Annotated in this window: 12 protein-coding genes and 2 pseudogenes; 9 read left to right on the top strand and 5 right to left on the bottom strand. The window is 44.7% G+C overall.

What is annotated here, in order from left to right:
* The first annotated feature begins 74 nt into the window (after positions 1 to 74).
* The 6 genes from rbsA (at position 75) to OCV19_RS17345 (ending at position 8,557) form a co-directional block, all read left to right on the top strand.
* Positions 75 to 1,580 (top strand): ribose ABC transporter ATP-binding protein RbsA, encoded by a 1,506-nt coding sequence (gene rbsA, locus OCV19_RS17370; protein ID WP_009844906.1) that lies wholly within the window; start codon positions 75 to 77, stop codon positions 1,578 to 1,580.
* Positions 1,577 to 2,563, top strand: a complete 987-nt coding sequence (rbsC, locus tag OCV19_RS17365) for a ribose ABC transporter permease (RefSeq protein ID WP_017082395.1) — start codon at positions 1,577 to 1,579, stop codon at positions 2,561 to 2,563. The genes rbsA and rbsC overlap by 4 nt, the downstream gene beginning before the upstream one ends.
* 127 nt (positions 2,564 to 2,690) lie before the next feature.
* Complete coding sequence (rbsB, locus tag OCV19_RS17360; protein WP_017058470.1) at positions 2,691 to 3,569, top strand: ribose ABC transporter substrate-binding protein RbsB; 879 nt, start codon at positions 2,691 to 2,693, stop codon at positions 3,567 to 3,569.
* 208 nt (positions 3,570 to 3,777) lie between these two features.
* Positions 3,778 to 4,722 carry a ribokinase gene (rbsK, locus tag OCV19_RS17355; protein ID WP_019823674.1) on the top strand — a complete coding sequence of 315 codons (945 nt, stop codon included), beginning with the start codon at positions 3,778 to 3,780 and terminating at the stop codon, positions 4,720 to 4,722.
* Between the two features lie 152 nt (positions 4,723 to 4,874).
* The gene (locus tag OCV19_RS17350; RefSeq protein WP_065676253.1) at positions 4,875 to 5,876 is read left to right on the top strand and encodes a substrate-binding domain-containing protein; all 1,002 of its coding nucleotides are present in this window, start codon (positions 4,875 to 4,877) and stop codon (positions 5,874 to 5,876) included.
* 221 nt (positions 5,877 to 6,097) lie between these two features.
* Positions 6,098 to 8,557 carry a CHASE3 domain-containing protein gene (locus tag OCV19_RS17345; RefSeq protein ID WP_065676252.1) on the top strand — a complete coding sequence of 820 codons (2,460 nt, stop codon included), beginning with the start codon at positions 6,098 to 6,100 and terminating at the stop codon, positions 8,555 to 8,557.
* Positions 8,558 to 8,638: 81 nt separating this feature from the next.
* Here the strand turns inward: OCV19_RS17345 and OCV19_RS17340 are convergent.
* From OCV19_RS17340 to OCV19_RS17330, 3 genes and pseudogenes are all read right to left on the bottom strand, one after another.
* Positions 8,639 to 9,903 (bottom strand): annotated as a pseudogene (locus OCV19_RS17340) (IS4 family transposase).
* 144 nt (positions 9,904 to 10,047) lie between these two features.
* Positions 10,048 to 10,839: a carbon-nitrogen hydrolase family protein gene (locus OCV19_RS17335; RefSeq protein WP_048608667.1), complete on the bottom strand. Its 792-nt coding sequence runs from the start codon at positions 10,837 to 10,839 to the stop codon at positions 10,048 to 10,050.
* Between the two features lie 133 nt (positions 10,840 to 10,972).
* Positions 10,973 to 11,395, bottom strand: coding sequence for a lysozyme inhibitor LprI family protein (locus OCV19_RS17330; protein WP_048608669.1), 423 nt, complete (start codon positions 11,393 to 11,395; stop codon positions 10,973 to 10,975).
* A gap of 354 nt (positions 11,396 to 11,749) precedes the next feature.
* On the opposite strand from OCV19_RS17330, the gene OCV19_RS17325 reads away from it, so the two are divergent.
* Entirely contained in the window at positions 11,750 to 13,327 is a 1,578-nt protein-coding gene (locus OCV19_RS17325; protein ID WP_065677721.1) for an EAL domain-containing protein, read from the top strand.
* Between the two features lie 385 nt (positions 13,328 to 13,712).
* A complete protein-coding gene (locus tag OCV19_RS17320) occupies positions 13,713 to 14,066 on the top strand; it encodes a DUF4870 family protein (RefSeq protein ID WP_017068500.1) in 354 nt (117 codons plus the stop codon).
* A gap of 125 nt (positions 14,067 to 14,191) precedes the next feature.
* Here the strand turns inward: OCV19_RS17320 and OCV19_RS17315 are convergent, their stop codons facing one another.
* Complete coding sequence (locus OCV19_RS17315; RefSeq protein WP_017068825.1) at positions 14,192 to 14,671, bottom strand: Sbal_3080 family lipoprotein; 480 nt, start codon at positions 14,669 to 14,671, stop codon at positions 14,192 to 14,194.
* Between the two features lie 195 nt (positions 14,672 to 14,866).
* On the opposite strand from OCV19_RS17315, the pseudogene OCV19_RS17310 reads away from it, so the two are divergent.
* Positions 14,867 to 15,061, top strand: a pseudogene (locus tag OCV19_RS17310) (hypothetical protein); the annotation flags it as partial.
* 70 nt (positions 15,062 to 15,131) lie between these two features.
* Here the strand turns inward: OCV19_RS17310 and istB are convergent.
* Positions 15,132 to 15,872: an IS21-like element ISVch3 family helper ATPase IstB gene (gene istB / locus OCV19_RS17305; RefSeq protein ID WP_017102174.1), complete on the bottom strand. Its 741-nt coding sequence runs from the start codon at positions 15,870 to 15,872 to the stop codon at positions 15,132 to 15,134.
* Positions 15,873 to 15,876 lie beyond the last annotated feature (4 nt).

Genomic DNA, 15,876 nt, shown 5'->3' with positions numbered 1-15,876 from the left:
AGTGTCATCACTGAACCAAAACAATACATAGACAGAACAATCAAATACAACTGGCCCCGAGTAAAGGAACCGACATGACTCAAGCCATTTTAGAACTTAGCTCAATTGAGAAAGCCTTCCCTGGTGTTAAAGCACTGGATAAGGCAAGCCTCAACGTTTATCCAGGACGCGTAATGGCGTTAATGGGTGAAAACGGTGCGGGTAAATCAACGCTCATGAAAGTGCTGACGGGTATCTATCACTTGGACGGCGGCACTATCGCCTACCAAGGAAAGCCTGCCGCATTTAAAGGACCTCGTGATTCACAACAAGCCGGCATTAGTATCATTCACCAAGAACTGAATCTAATTCCTGAGTTGACCATTGCCGAGAACATCTTCTTAGGTCGTGAAATCACGGGCACCATGGGTCGCATCTTGTGGAACGAGATGTACCAAGAAGCAGACAAGCTACTTAAACGCCTTAATGTGAAACACAGCTCGAAAACACCTCTAGGTCAGTTGAGCCTTGGTGAGCAGCAAATGGTAGAGATCGCGAAAGCACTATCGTTTGAATCTAAAGTCATCATCATGGATGAACCAACCGATGCGTTAACCGATACCGAAACTGAATCTCTGTTTAAGGTGATTAACGAACTGCGTGATGAAGGCTGTGGCATTGTTTACATCTCTCACCGTTTGAAAGAGATCTTCGAGATTTGTGATGACATCACCGTGCTTCGTGACGGTAAGTTCATTGGTCAGTGTGAAGTAAAAGACACCGACGAAGATGGCCTAATCGAAATGATGGTTGGCCGTAAGCTAGACGAGCAATATCCGCGTATCGGCCAAAGCCACGGTGAAACATGTCTTGAAGTGATTGGCCTGACGGGTTCTGGTGTTCACGACGTGAGCTTTACGCTAAAACGCGGTGAAATCCTGGGTGTATCTGGCCTAATGGGCGCGGGTCGTACCGAACTGATGAAAGTGATTTACGGTGCCCTTCCAAGTGAACGCGGCGTCATCAACCTAGAAAACAAAACCATCAACCCTGTAAGCCCGAAAGACGGCTTGGCCAATGGCATTGCTTACATCTCTGAAGACCGTAAAGGCGATGGCTTAGTTCTAGGGCTTTCTGTTAAAGAAAACATGTCGTTATGTTCGCTTGACCTACTAACAAAGAGCGGTCAAATCCAACATAAAGACGAAGTGATTGCGGTTGATGACTTCATCAAGTTATTCAACATCAAAACCCCGACTCGCGAACAGATTATTGGCAACCTTTCTGGTGGTAACCAACAGAAAGTGGCTATCGCTAAGGGCTTGATGACCAAACCAAAAGTACTAATTCTCGACGAGCCAACGCGCGGGGTCGATGTCGGTGCTAAGAAAGAGATTTACCAACTCATTAATAAATTTAAAGCCGACGGCATGAGCATCATCTTAGTCTCATCTGAAATGCCAGAAGTATTAGGAATGAGTGACCGCATCATGGTGATGCATGAAGGCCGTGTAAGCGGTGAATTTGATGCTAAAGAAGCAAACCAAGAATTATTACTGGCGTGTGCGGTCGGTAAAAAGATCAACGAGGACGCAGCATGAGTACTAAAACCATGAGCAAAACAACTGAAGCTCCAAAGAAAAAACCGTTAATCAGCAAAGAGTGGCTGATTGATCAAAAGTCATTGATTGCTTTGATCTTCCTGATTGTTGTCGTTTCTTTCTTAAACCCGAACTTCTTTACTGTCGACAACATCCTGAACATTCTGCGCCAAACCTCGGTTAACGCAATTATCGCTGTAGGTATGACGCTGGTTATCTTAACCGCGGGTATCGACTTGAGTGTTGGCTCTGTACTGGCACTTTGTGGTGCATTCGCAGCCAGCATGATTGGCATGGAAATTCCAGTGATGATCGCCGTGCCAACCGCTCTTGTAGCAGGTGCAGCATTAGGTGCAATCAGTGGCGTGATTATCGCCAAGGGTAAGGTTCAAGCCTTCATCGCAACGCTTGTGACTATGACTCTATTGCGCGGCGTGACCATGGTTTACACCGACGGTCGTCCTATCTCGACTGGCTTTACAGACACAGCAGACGCATTCGCTTGGTTCGGTACAGGCTACGCAATGGGCATCCCAGTTCCAGTATGGATCATGGTCGTGGTATTCGCAGCGGTATGGTACCTACTTAACCACACACGCTTTGGTCGCTACGTTTACGCTCTGGGTGGCAACGAATCAGCAACTCGCCTATCAGGCATCGACGTAGACAAAGTAAAAATCGGCGTTTACGCAATCTGTGGTCTGTTAGCAGCGGTTGCAGGCATCATCGTGGCATCTCGTTTGTCATCTGCTCAACCTACCGCAGGTATGGGTTATGAGCTCGACGCTATCGCCGCAGTAGTTCTGGGTGGCACAAGCTTGGCCGGCGGTCGTGGTCGCATCATGGGCACATTGATTGGTGCTCTGATTATCGGCTTCCTAAACAACGCCCTAAACCTGTTAGACGTATCTTCTTACTACCAGATGATTGCAAAAGCAGTGGTTATTCTTCTGGCGGTATTGGTCGACAACAAAAACAAATAAAACCTATTCACACTCTAGGTTAATACAAGTAACACCCTGTTTTACCTTAAAATATTAGAATCTATAAATAATGTAACTACGAGCTAGGACTCACCTCCTAGCTCACCCTACACAAAGGACTTACACCATGAAAAAATTAGCGACTCTTATTTCTGCTGCTCTTCTTTCTACAACGGTATCTGTGTCTGCACAGGCGCAAGATACAATGGCAATCGTTCTGTCTACATTGAACAACCCATTCTTCGTAACCATGAAAGATGGCGCAGAAGCGAAAGCGGAAGAGCTAGGCTACAAGCTTATCGTTCTTGATTCTCAAAACGACCCAAGCAAAGAGCTTTCGAACATTGAAGATCTAACCATTCGTGGTGTTAAAGCAATCCTGATTAACCCAACGGATTCAGACGCTGTGTCTAACGCGATTCGTATTGCTAACCGCTCAGACATCCCTGTACTAACGCTAGACCGTGGTGCAAGCCGTGGTGACGTAGTGAGCCACATCGCTTCTGATAACGTAATCGGCGGCGAAATGGCAGGCCACTTCATCATGGAAAAAGTGGGCGAAAAAGCGAAAGTAATCCAACTTGAAGGTATCGCTGGTACTTCTGCTGCTCGTGAACGTGGTGAAGGCTTCATGAACGCAGTAAACGGCAGCGACCTTGAGCTTCTAGCAAGCCAACCTGCTGACTTCGACCGTACTAAAGGTCTGAACGTAATGGAAAACTTGCTTGCTGCTAACCCAGACGTACAAGCAGTATTCGCTCAGAATGATGAAATGGCTCTAGGTGCACTTCGCGCAGTTCAAGCTTCAGGTAAAGAAGTAATGATCGTTGGCTTTGATGGCACAGAAGACGGCATCGCAGCAGTTAACCGCGGCCTACTTGGCGCAACGGTTGCACAACAGCCTGACCTAATCGGTTCTCTAGGTATCGAAATGGCAGACAAAGTACTGAAAGGCGAAACAGTAGACGAGTACGTACCAGTACCTCTAAAAATCATCGCTAAGTAATCGTTACTAAGTAACGCGATATAAAGCAGGGGTCCCCTATCCCCTGCTTTGCTTAGCTTAGCTTAGCTCATTAGCTCACTGACTTAACATAAAAGCAAAACCCGACAGTGCATCGCTGTTTCTCATTCCGCTCCTAAAGGAGAGCGCACTCAACACCATGAGAAAGACCCATGCATTTTCAAATACGATATATCATAAGGCTCGTATCATGACTCAACTGATTGTTTTAGGTAGCGTTAACGCTGACCACGTACTGCAAGTTCCTTCGTTCCCTCGTCCGGGTGAAACCTTGATTGGCGGTAACTATCAGGTCATTCCTGGCGGCAAAGGCGCAAACCAAGCCGTAGCGGCAGCAAGATTAAACGCAGACATTGGCTTCATCGCCTGTGTTGGTGACGACCCATTTGGCATCAACATTCGTCAAGATTTTGCTAAAGATGGTATCAACATCGACGGTGTGATCGTTGCGGACAACACGCCGACTGGCATTGCGATGATCCAAGTATCAGCAACCGGCGAAAACAGCATTTGTCTTTCTGCGGAAGCGAACGACAAGCTGACTTGCGATCAAATCGAGCCGCACCTAGAAAAGATTCGCGGCGCTAAATACCTGCTGACTCAGCTTGAAACGCCAATTGAAGGCATTGAATACGCAGCAAAAGTAGCAAAAGAGAGTGGCACGCAAGTCATTCTAAACCCGGCTCCTGCTCGTCCATTATCGGATTCACTGCTTGCTTGTGTTGACGTGATTACACCGAACGAAACTGAAGCAGAAGTGCTGACAGGCATTACCGTGACGGACAACGCGTCTGCTCATCAGGCTGCGTTGGCTCTGCATGCTAAAGGCATCGAAACGGTAATGATCACGCTAGGCGCGAAAGGCGTGTGGGTGAGTCATCGCGGTCAAGGCAATGAAGCCAGCGAAGGTAAATTAATCGCAGGTTTCCGTGTTGAAGCAACAGATACAACTGCCGCAGGTGACACCTTTAACGGCGCGCTAGTGACAGGCTTGCTTGAAGATATGCCACTAGAGCGTGCGATTAAATTTGCCCACGCTGCTGCTGCTATCTCTGTAACACGCTTTGGTGCTCAAACCTCGATTCCAAGCCGTGCTGAAACTGATGCGTTTTTAGCAGAGCAACTGTCTGCTTAGCTTGATACCTATTTGAAGGCTTAACTCCTGAGCTAAATCGTGGTTAACGGATGTTAGCCTTCAAATTCGGTAACAACAAATAACAAGAATAAGCCCCTGTTTTCAGGCAGAATATCGCCCAACGTGGAAGGTTATTCCCACAAGGATTTTTTATGGCAACAATGAAAGACATCGCACGGCTCGCAAAGGTTTCGACTTCTACCGTGAGCCACGTGATCAACAAATCACGCTTTGTCAGTGAAGAGATTGCTGAGCGTGTTAACAGTGCGGCTAAAGAACTCAACTATGCGCCTTCTGCATTGGCTCGCAGTTTGAAAATGAAGCAAACCAAAACCTTGGGAATGCTAGTGACCACATCCACCAACCCCTTCTTTGGTGAAGTGGTAAAGGGTGTGGAACGTCGTTGCTACGAAAAAGGCTACAACCTTATCTTGTGTAACACCGAAGGCGATAGCGAACGCATGAAATCCTCTATCGATACCTTGCTGCAAAAGCGTGTCGATGGCCTGATGCTAATGTGTTCTACCCTTGAAGGTGTACATATCGATGTATTCGAGCGCTACCCAGAACTGCCTGTTGTAGTAATGGATTGGGGCCCAATGTTGTTTGCGAGCGATAAGATCCAAGACAACTCGCACCAAGGTGGCTACATGGCAACTAAGCACCTGATTGATAACGGTCATTCTCAAATTGGTTGTATCACAGGGCCACTGCACCGCAATCAAGCTTCGTCTCGTTATCAAGGCTTCAAGCAAGCAATGGAAGAAGCCAATTTAGAGATCAACCCTAAGTGGATTGTTGAATCCAACTTTGAATGTGACGGTGGTTTTGACTCTTATCAGACATTGAAAACTCGTGGCGAAATGCCGTCTGCCTTGTTCGTCAGTAACGATATGATGGCGATGGGCGTGATTCACGCTGCGGCGCAAGATGGCACATCGATTCCGAATGATCTGTCTATCATTGGCTACGATGACATCCACCTGTCGAAGTACATGACACCCGCGTTAAGCACTGTCCACCAGCCAAAACATCGTTTAGGTAAAGCCGCAGTGGATACGCTTTTGAGCAGATTACAAACTCCAGATGCTTATCCGCAAGTCGTTGAACTTGAACCTACTCTTGTTGAACGAAGCAGCGTAAAAGCGCTTTAATACTCGCCACACTCATCACACCGTTGAAAGCTAGCTTATTGAGCTAGCTTTTTTGTCTTTGAAACATAATAACGCCGCTTAATCGCCCCTAAAATGCCGTTAATATGCGAAACTTACACGCTAAAGTATGTATTTACGCACTCAGCAACTATTTGCGCACTTAACGACTGATTATCATCTACACTAACATTGAATAACAACGACATGGAGAGCGCTGTTTTATGATCGCGGGTTGGTTTGACAATATATCCCTACAGAAAAAGCTATTAGTCAGCTTTTTGATTCCTATCGCTTTGATGCTTATCGTGGCTTTTTCTGTCCATGAAAACACCCGAACGGTTGTAAAAGACAATAGTTGGGTTGTACACACACATAAAGCCATCGCTCGGGCTCAAGAACTTCTCAGCTTAACAGTCGACATAGAAACGGCTGAACGTGGTTACTTGATCACGGGTGATCCTGTTTTTTTAGAACCCTACCATTTAGCTCTTGATGTATGGCCTCAAAAACTCCAAACCCTTGCGAATCAAGTGAGTGATAACCCACCTCAAGTAGAACGCCTATATAGAATCGATGATATTCATAAAACATGGCTGAAACAGTCTGGAGAGAAAGAGATCAATCAACGCAGCCTTGTCAATAAAGGCGAAGCTGAAATACAAAGTGTCATCGACCTCACTCAGCAGCAAACCGGAAAAAAATTGATTGATGAGATCCGCCAAGAGATTGCTCAATTCATTGAAATTGAACAACAACTTATTATTCTCAGGGTCGAAAAATCGGAGAGCTCAGCCAATCAAACCAGCTACATATTAATCCTCGGAACACTGTTTTCCGTGTTCATCTCACTCCTTGTTGCTGCGTGGGCGTCAAAGCGTATTAATCGAAGATTACACACCCTACTTGAGGCCACTAACCAAGTTGCCGCTGGCCATTTGGATCAAGGTGCTGCAACTCTGGAGTTGAGTTCGAATATAAACACCCAAGACGAAATCGCTCATCTCAAACAAAGCTTTCAAAAAATGACAGCCAATTTGATCAGTAATGACAGTGAAATGAGAGCGAAAACTCAGGAGCTAATCGCCGAACGAACCAAAGCTGAAGCCGCAGTAAAAGCTAAGGGCGATTTTCTGTCTACCATGAGCCACGAGATCAGAACGCCAATGAACGGCGTTCTTGGAATATCTCAAATCATTGCAAGCCAGACCCAAGAACCCGAAACAAAAGAGAACATCAACATCATTCTCGATTCTGGTCACCACTTGATGACGATACTCAACGACATTCTGGACTTCTCAAAAGTCGAAGAAAACAAGCTTGAGCTAGACGTGGCTCCCTTTAACTTTGTTCAAGTCATGCAGCCGGTATGCAGCGCACTAAAACCCTTAGCGGATGAAAAAGGCATTCGCCTGTTGATCGAAAATAACATACCGAAAAACATCCAACTCGTCGGAGACTGTGCAAGGCTACGTCAAATCATGTTCAACTTGGGTGGCAATGCGACCAAATTCACCAAAGAAGGTCATGTGTCCATTCAAGCTGACCTCAATCGCCCCAACAACCAGTTGATTCTGACCGTGACAGACACCGGGGTTGGTATCCCGAAAGATAAACACGAGCAAGTATTCAATTCATTCGAACAAGCAGACACTTCCACAACAAGGAAGTTTGGCGGAACAGGGCTTGGCCTCGCAATCGTTAAGAACCTAGTCAACCTCATGAACGGAGAAATCACATTAACCAGTGCTGTTGGGCTTGGCACAAAATTCCAAGTCTCTCTGCCTATCACATGGCAAGAAAGCAAAGCGAAAGACATCGCAACTCATGTAGTCGATGCAGAAACCCTCAGTTATGACTCGTTAAGTATCCTGTTGGTGGAAGATAACCGTATTAATGCCATTGTTGCACAAGGCTTCTGTGAAAAACTCGGCCATCATGTCGATCATGCGGAGAACGGAAAATTGGCGATTGAACGCCTCAAAACCACTCAATATGACCTTATCTTGATGGACAATCATATGCCTGAAATGAACGGGGTCGAAACAACACATCACATCCGCGAAAAACTGAAACTCGATACCTTGATATTCGCTTACACGGCCGATGTATTCCGTGAGGCGCATGACAACTTTATTCAGGCGGGTGTCGACCATATTCTGACCAAACCTCTGCAGCAAGAGAGTTTCTTCGACGCCCTACAACAGTTCTCAAGTCGATTACCGAAACAAATCGCAGCCGAAGGTTCGAGTGAGAATGAAAATATTGTCGAGCTTCATCGTAAGCCTATTGAAACGTTAAGGTTAACGGAAGAAGAGATCAGCCATTCAGAAGTGATACACATACTGAAAGACGACACGGAAGGGTTCAGCTTACTCATCGACTCAACCATTATTGAGTTCGAACAGTCGGTTGATCGTGTCATCGAATATTATTTAGCGAAGGAGTTGGAGCCACTTTGTCGTACTCTGCACTCCATTAAAGGCATGTCGCTAAACTTAGGTCTTAACATGCTTTCTAAGCAGGCATTGGAGCTAGAAGTCGAAGCCAAAAATCAACAACTGCCGGATATTGAACGACTGCAAAAACTGCTCAATCGCCTTATGGTCAATATCCATCAAGCTCAGCGGATGAAAAACGCCCATTCAGTCGAACATCTGAATCAAATCAACGATCAAGCATAAGAACGCTTGGTTCCCAAGCTAAAACGCAAGGCTTAATCGCCTTGCGTTTTTCGATCTTATACCGCGCTCATAGACTGAACCTTAAGCATTAAGACCAGCATAAATCCCGTCTAACGTGATGTTTTTCTTTGACTTCCTCTGGGCGGACTTTTGTGCGTTCTTAAATATATAGCTAGAGGCCCATTCCAGTTTATTACCTATTTCTGACCATGCCTTGTGGCTGATACATTCAAATATGGGCAACAGCCACACATCCACATTTTTTGCCGCCTTAAACAGCGAGACCGATGGCATTATCTGAAGCGCAGTACTGCGCCTGATGATCAGCGAGAGTAAACTGGCCCAGATAAGCCCATCAACGATGGCCTTTTGTGCGGTGACAAATCGTTGCCAGTTTGTGTGAGATTTTAATTCTTTAAAAAGCAACTCCACCTGCCATCGACAGCGGTAGATCGCCATTATGTCATCAGCAGTATAGGTACCTGAAGGCAAGTTAGTTAACCAAATACAGAATCGCTTTTCTTCTGCAAACCAACGTCTTACCACTCTAAATTCTTGCTTACCACTACGAACTTTAAGGTCGAGTACCTGTGAGCGATTAGTACCTCGAGTGATGTCTTTGAGCTTCTTTCCTTCTAGTTTAGATAAATGCCGGCCCTGACCGTTTCTCGCTTCTATAACATGAGGATTCAGGGACTTTGCTCCTCGAAAATATAGAAACCACCATACAGTTCAAGCTCAGTAAAGAATTGGAAGTCAGGGTACCCTGCGTCAGCCAGCAACAATTTGTTACTCATTGTTTTGGGGCGGGCAAAAGTCTCTTTCTGATGCTGTATCAGCGCTGATGCTCATTGCGACTGGAGAAAAGCTTTTTAAAGACATTGTCATATGGCATTCAACTGCGGCTGGATTGCGTTTAAATCGGCTCGGGTAAACGTTCGAAAGGTCACGATGAATGTGGAAAGAGCTACCATCTTGAAGCAGCACATCATCAAAGGTGGCGAGTTTATCTGGTAGGTTGGCACTCTGCTGGCGAGCAAACTGAGCTATCGCTCGCATGGCCAATTGGCGCATGAATATCGGAAATTCTTCTTTCTTAACTGGTTATGGTAGGGCTTATAAGCCACAGTATCTTTAGCGCTTAAGCACATCCCATTGAATTGCCTTAGTAAATCGGCAATAGATGAGCAGTTTCCTTTGCTCAAAGCGGCCACTAGGCTTACTACTAGCTGGTCGGGTAAGATAGCCCGACATCGCTTCATAAGTCCTGTACTTTTCGCCATTTTTTGAAGGCTATCAGCATTAAAGAATTGCTTAAACTGCTTTTGTAGGGAGATAATCGTCATCGGCTTCACGGTTGATATGGGTGGTTTGTTTGGCGACGATTATCTGATCATAAATGAAGCCTTTTTTCTATCTAAATAAATAGCTTAGAGCTTAAGATCCTGTCTATGATACCGCGCTAGTCTCTGTTCTAACGATTTAACGGTCTAACGGTTTAAGAGAGCGGTGATTTGCTGAATCTCATCTTCAACATCAACGCCATTGTATTGCGGCGCAATCGAGAGATCTTGAATACTCACAGTTTCTATAGATTGCTTTTCGTTAAGTTGAGTCACTAACTCCCCTTTGGGTGAGTAGACTCTGCTTCCACCAGAATAAGTCGCGGTAAACGAATCAACCACATCCTGCCCAACCCGATTACATGTCACGACATGACACCCCTCTTCTAAAGCCCTTGCTTGAGCAATAGCAAAACTGTGCTGCCCGCCGAAATTGGCAGGGTGAAGAATAACATCGACCGACTGATAGGCTCTCATGATCTCTGGGAACCAAATATCAAAGCAAATCGCGACACCAAACTTCAAGCCTTTGTGCTCAAACGTGAGGCGTTCCTCCCCTCTCGAGAAATACTGCTTATCAAATTTGGTTTGACTGATTTTTCTGTATTTGTGTCGTAAACCGGAAGCATCCACAACCACCACACTGTTGTAATATTGGCCGCTATCTTTCTCGGCAATGCCCGCAACAATCAAGGTGTGATGTTTCGCTGCCATCTGAGTTAATGAATCAATCGTACTGCTTTCGGTGAAGTCTTCAGCCAATTCGTGAATTTCTTCAGCCTCGTTAAAAATATACCCAGTCGTGAACAGTTCAGGCAGTAAAGTAATATCCCCGACTGACAGCTCCGCTTGCAAAAGATCAGAGACCGAATCAATGTTCTTTTGTTTGTTTTTGTATTCAACTTCAAGCTGAATAAGGGTGATACTGACATTATTCAAAATCGAATCCTTGCTAGGTAATACTTCAAACTAGAGACTAAGAACGACAGAGTAAGACAATCCCCTATCGCTTTCTTATTCGCACGCCAAAGGTTGAAGCAGGTGCACAGTCCTGTACGTATTTCAAATCTGCCTACGGCGCTAATTTAGGCTCTGATAAAACGGGAGGCGTGCTGTCCATATAGGTTAAGAAATTCGCCCACACCTCATGCGTGCGCTGCTTGGTTAACCTTGTCTTGCAGGAAAGCGCCATAACCCCTCGAATGGAACCATCACGCCATTGGGTGTACACCGAGTCACAATGCGCTGTCATGTACACCTGCCAGCTCTCCTGAGCCTTCTTAATTGATGCCACCAGCTCAGCATCATAAGCATTGTGCTCAAAGCTGGCTGCAAGGTATTTATCCAGTTCCGCTTGTGCAGATTCCAACTCAATTGCCGCACACTGATTGATCTCGATGGTATTCATCGCATTCTCGCAATCAACAACACCGTCATCGGCCAACGCAGAGAATGAGAAGCACACCGCTATGAGTGCTGATATCAGTTTTTTCATAAACATCCCTTATGCTGTCACCACCAAAACGAATCGTGTCGTGACTTTATTAATTTAAACATGGCTCAATATTTAGCTCATTCAGTTCATTCAGTTCATTCAGCTCGGCCAAATAACAACAAAACTTATCAGGATATAAGCATTTGTTATCCGCATGAATCATCAAAAATGACGCCTCGATAACTCAAATAAACGAGATAACATCAAGATTTTGCTGGTAAAACTGGAAAACATATTATTTATATCAATAATTCGTGCCTACATTCACAATATTAATTATTTATATTGCTACATAATCGTTAACTTTATAAATTAAATCGAATGCTCACATAAATCGGTAACGCTTCTCCAACTATGGATATCAAGTACCAAAACATTGCCAAGACTTCATTTTACTTTGCCATCTCTTTCTTTTTTTCCATGGCAATGCTCATTCCTTTTACACCGCATCACTACCAAACATTAACCGAAGACACATCAAGGTTAGTCGAAACCAGGTTAGAAGGGATCCAATCAAGGTTCGACCGTTTTTTATCTGAAGTTAGACCTGAACAGTCTTGCGACGCGATCGTTAGACAGCTTCGACAAAACGTTTTTGAAGCCGATTGGGTAAAAGAAGCAGCGGTATTCAATAAAGAGAACCGATTTTACTGTTCAACCACCGATGGTGACGTTTCATTTCGCCTATACAGCACCATCAGGCAGCGACTCAACGACGACCCGAATTTAACGACCCTGTCGTATTCCAACTCAGCCATCACGCAAGTTCAGTCCATCATGCTCATTTTCTCGAACAAAGAAGATGCCGGAGTGAGCCTAATGATTCCGCCACACTTCATCTATGACCTTGTTGAAACAAACCTGAGCAACCATGGAATACAGGCCAAAGTAGAGGTGATCAAAAGAGATATCCACCCTACTAATATTGACTCATCAATCGCCAAGGTGCGGATACAATCAAACACCTACCCGTTGACCATCACCTCATACATTGGGTATCAGTTTTATCTTCGCTTCATGTTGAGCTATTTATGGTTTGGCTTTTTGATGGCCGGAATCACCACCATTATTCTCCTTTCCATCAAACATAAAAAGCAGAGCCAACGGAGCTTAGAGTATTCGCTTTCAAGTGCGCTAAAAAACCAGCACCTTCATGTTCACATGCAGCCTATCGTTAACCAAAACACCAATGAGATCGTCGGCTGTGAGTCACTATTACGATGGAACGACCCAATTGAAGGTAACGTCTCCCCGGCTATTTTCATCCCGCTTGCTGAAAGCTTAGGCTTGATTGAGGAGCTCACCTACTTCGTGCTACGCAAAGTATTAATGACGTTGAAAAGCAATCAAGATGTGTTCGAATCGAAGTACATCAGCGTTAACATCAGCCGCAACGTTGTGTCCAACAGTAACTTCTCTAACAAAGTGATCAGCATCTTTAAAAGACACCCTGAAATTCTCAAGCAGGTGGTATTTGAAGTAACCGAAGATGGTGAATGTTCTGATGCCGACATGGTCAAAATTAGAGACAACCTAACCAAACTATCGAACATGGGCGTAAGAGTTGCGATTGATGATTTTGGTACAGGCTACGCAGGGTTAGATTTCGTAAGACAGTTCCCGTTTAGCATTCTCAAAATTGATCGCGTGTTCGTGAAAAACATCTCCGACGAATCCAGCTTTGGTATCCCTTTACTAGAGTCCATGCTTCAACTCTCACGAACCTTAGGCATGCAAGTCATTGTCGAAGGCGTCGAGTATGAATCCCAAGTGAAAATCTTATCTAAGCTTGGTGTCGACTATATCCAAGGCTTCTATTTTTATAAGCCAATGCCGATAAACCTGACTGTCAGCTTACTCAGGCAGCAGCATTTTGAGTCCGATAACGTTGAGGAATCATCCTTTTCAACACCAAAATGTGAGCAGCTTTAAACAGGTCCGATGGGATAAGCGCTGAAGATACAGTTCAGAATGATGCTTAGTACAACGCGTCACTTTAGCTTACGGTACGTTTCCCCACTCTTACACCCAGGCAGGCTTTTACCATATTTGTGACTTAAATTATCGACGCGTGTTTTGGTTGGTTTTATGACTACTCGTAATCGCTAGCATGCTATCAGCGTGATTTTTGTTCCAATCAATCTTTTCGTTAATGTCTTTTTTATCAACAAAAGCCCAGTGAGACATACACTCTACACACAATGCCAAACACATCACAACGCAGCATGCAACATATGCAACAAGAAACTAATTCGTGACCATCAACAAGATAATACCGTATCATGTGCGCGATTAAATTAACCTAGGAATCAATCACATGGAAAATACTGAAGTAATTAATACGGGGCTCTCAGAGAAGGACAAAAATGCAAAAACTCATGCCATCATCGCGTATGCGTTAATGCTATTAGGCTTCTTTACTGGTATTAGTTTTCTTGCAGGTGGTATTTGGGGCATCGTTAAAAAGTCCGATGCTCAAGGGACTGTCTTTGCGGATCACTACGACAACATCACCAAAACATTCTTTGTTTCGATTGTGCTTACTATCATTGGCGCTCTAACAGCCGTTTTTGTTATTGGCTATGTTGTTCTTCTTGTTGCCGCGATCTACACGCTTTGGAAGTTGATTGCTGGTTTAGCAAAAATTACTTCAGACAAGAGTTTTAATTAATATGAAAAGATGCGAAGCCGCAGCTTTAAAGCGACGGCTTCACATCTTAGTATCTTCGTCTATTCGAGCAGAGCTTAAAGAAAAATAGAAAGCGAACAAAGGTATAAGTTAGTAAGCTAATTAGACTAGTTCGTCGCTTTTGAATCTGATGAATTAGCTGCTTTCGTTGCTTCTTCAGCGGTTTTCTTACCAAATACCGTATCCATCATAAAACCAATACGCTTAGCTGCATTACCAAATTTGTTTGGGTTAGCCGTGTATGGGACTTTAAATTCTACTTCACCTACTCTTTGCCCGTTCTGATAAGCATTGATCTCCGCTTGCTTTAAGAACAACGCTAAGTCCCAGCTCCAATGGCCTTCATACTCCAATGTCAGCTTATCAAGATCGTGCTTCGACTTATCAGGTACGACGGTGTAGGTATAATCGTTATCTTGCAGCCACGTTTCCATAGTATTTAAAAACCCTTCACGTGTTTCAGCGTCTTTAACGATAACAACATCAACTTCAGTCGTAGGTTCTGGAATCGCGCTCCCAGTGTAACGAGGGGCTCCACAACCAGCCAAAATTAAAACCGAAAGCGATAATAGTAGGTATTTTTTCACGTTATATATCCATTAACAGTTAACTGCGTGAATGATACCACATCAAAAAAATGACATATTATATAAGCAAAGGTTAATCAGACATTCCTTGTTACATAAGGCACTAAAAAACAACGAAAGAAAATGCGAAGGCTATGGGTCTCCTTTGATGAACATTTAAATCATCGCATCATTGAATGCATCACAAGGGATATCATGGAAAAGACACTTCAAACCAAACTGGCGACTAGCCTACTACTGCTGAGAATCGGCATTTTTATCGTCTTCTTGTTCTGGGGCTTAGATAAGATCCTTGTCCCTGAGCACGCGACAAAAGTACTGTCTGGCTTTTACGGTATCGACATCTCGAACAATGCGATGATGGCTCTGGGTGTCGCGCAGTGCGTATTTCGGTGATTGCGATCGGCTGTTTCGGTTTATTCCGATCGCCTGATCCTACCGTTTTTCTCTCTTCTTATTTTTACTCTAAGTGATCGGATTGCGCCAGTTTTCTCATTGACTCACCTCCCAGTTCTAGTCGATGACTATTGTGTACTAGCCGATCCATTAGCGCGTCGGCAACGGTCGCGTTGCCGATCATGTTGTACCACTCCTTTACAGGTAACTGACTGATGACGATTGTACTGCTGTTTTGATAACGATCTTCAAGCACTTCTAATAAGTGACCCGCATGCTCTTGTGTCAGTTTTTCCATCCCCCAGTCGTCGAGGATCAGTAAGGCTTTCTTAGCCAGTGATTGGAGTTGCTTTTGATAGCTGCCATCCATACGACCAGCGGTCAGGTCGTCAAGCAAGCGAGTTAATCGGTAGTACCTAACCGTTTGTTGTTGGTCACAGGCACTGGTGGCCAGTGCGCAGCCAAGATATGTTTTGCCTGCGCCCGTTGGGCCTGTGATCAAGATGTTTTGGTGTTTATATAGATAACTGCCAGTCAGAAGTTCGCTCATCTGTTTGCGATTGAGGTTTCGTCCCTCTTTGTAGATGAGTTGGCTCGGCTGTGCATCCACTCTTAGCTTGGCTTGTCGTTTTAAGCGTTGGATTTTGGTCTGATTGCGATTCAAGATCTCGCTTTCCAGAAGTAAACTTAACCGTTCCTCGAAGTCCAACTCTGCGTAAGTAGTCAGTTGCTCTTGTTGCTGCTCTAATGCTTTCGCTACATGGCTCAAGCGTAGGGTTTTGAGTTGGTCGTTCAGTGTATTCATATCC

This window comes from Vibrio celticus (assembly GCF_024347335.1).
Taxonomy (GTDB): domain Bacteria; phylum Pseudomonadota; class Gammaproteobacteria; order Enterobacterales; family Vibrionaceae; genus Vibrio; species Vibrio celticus.
The sequence above is the reverse complement of the archived record's forward strand: the minus strand, read 5'-3'. Positions and strand labels throughout refer to the sequence as shown.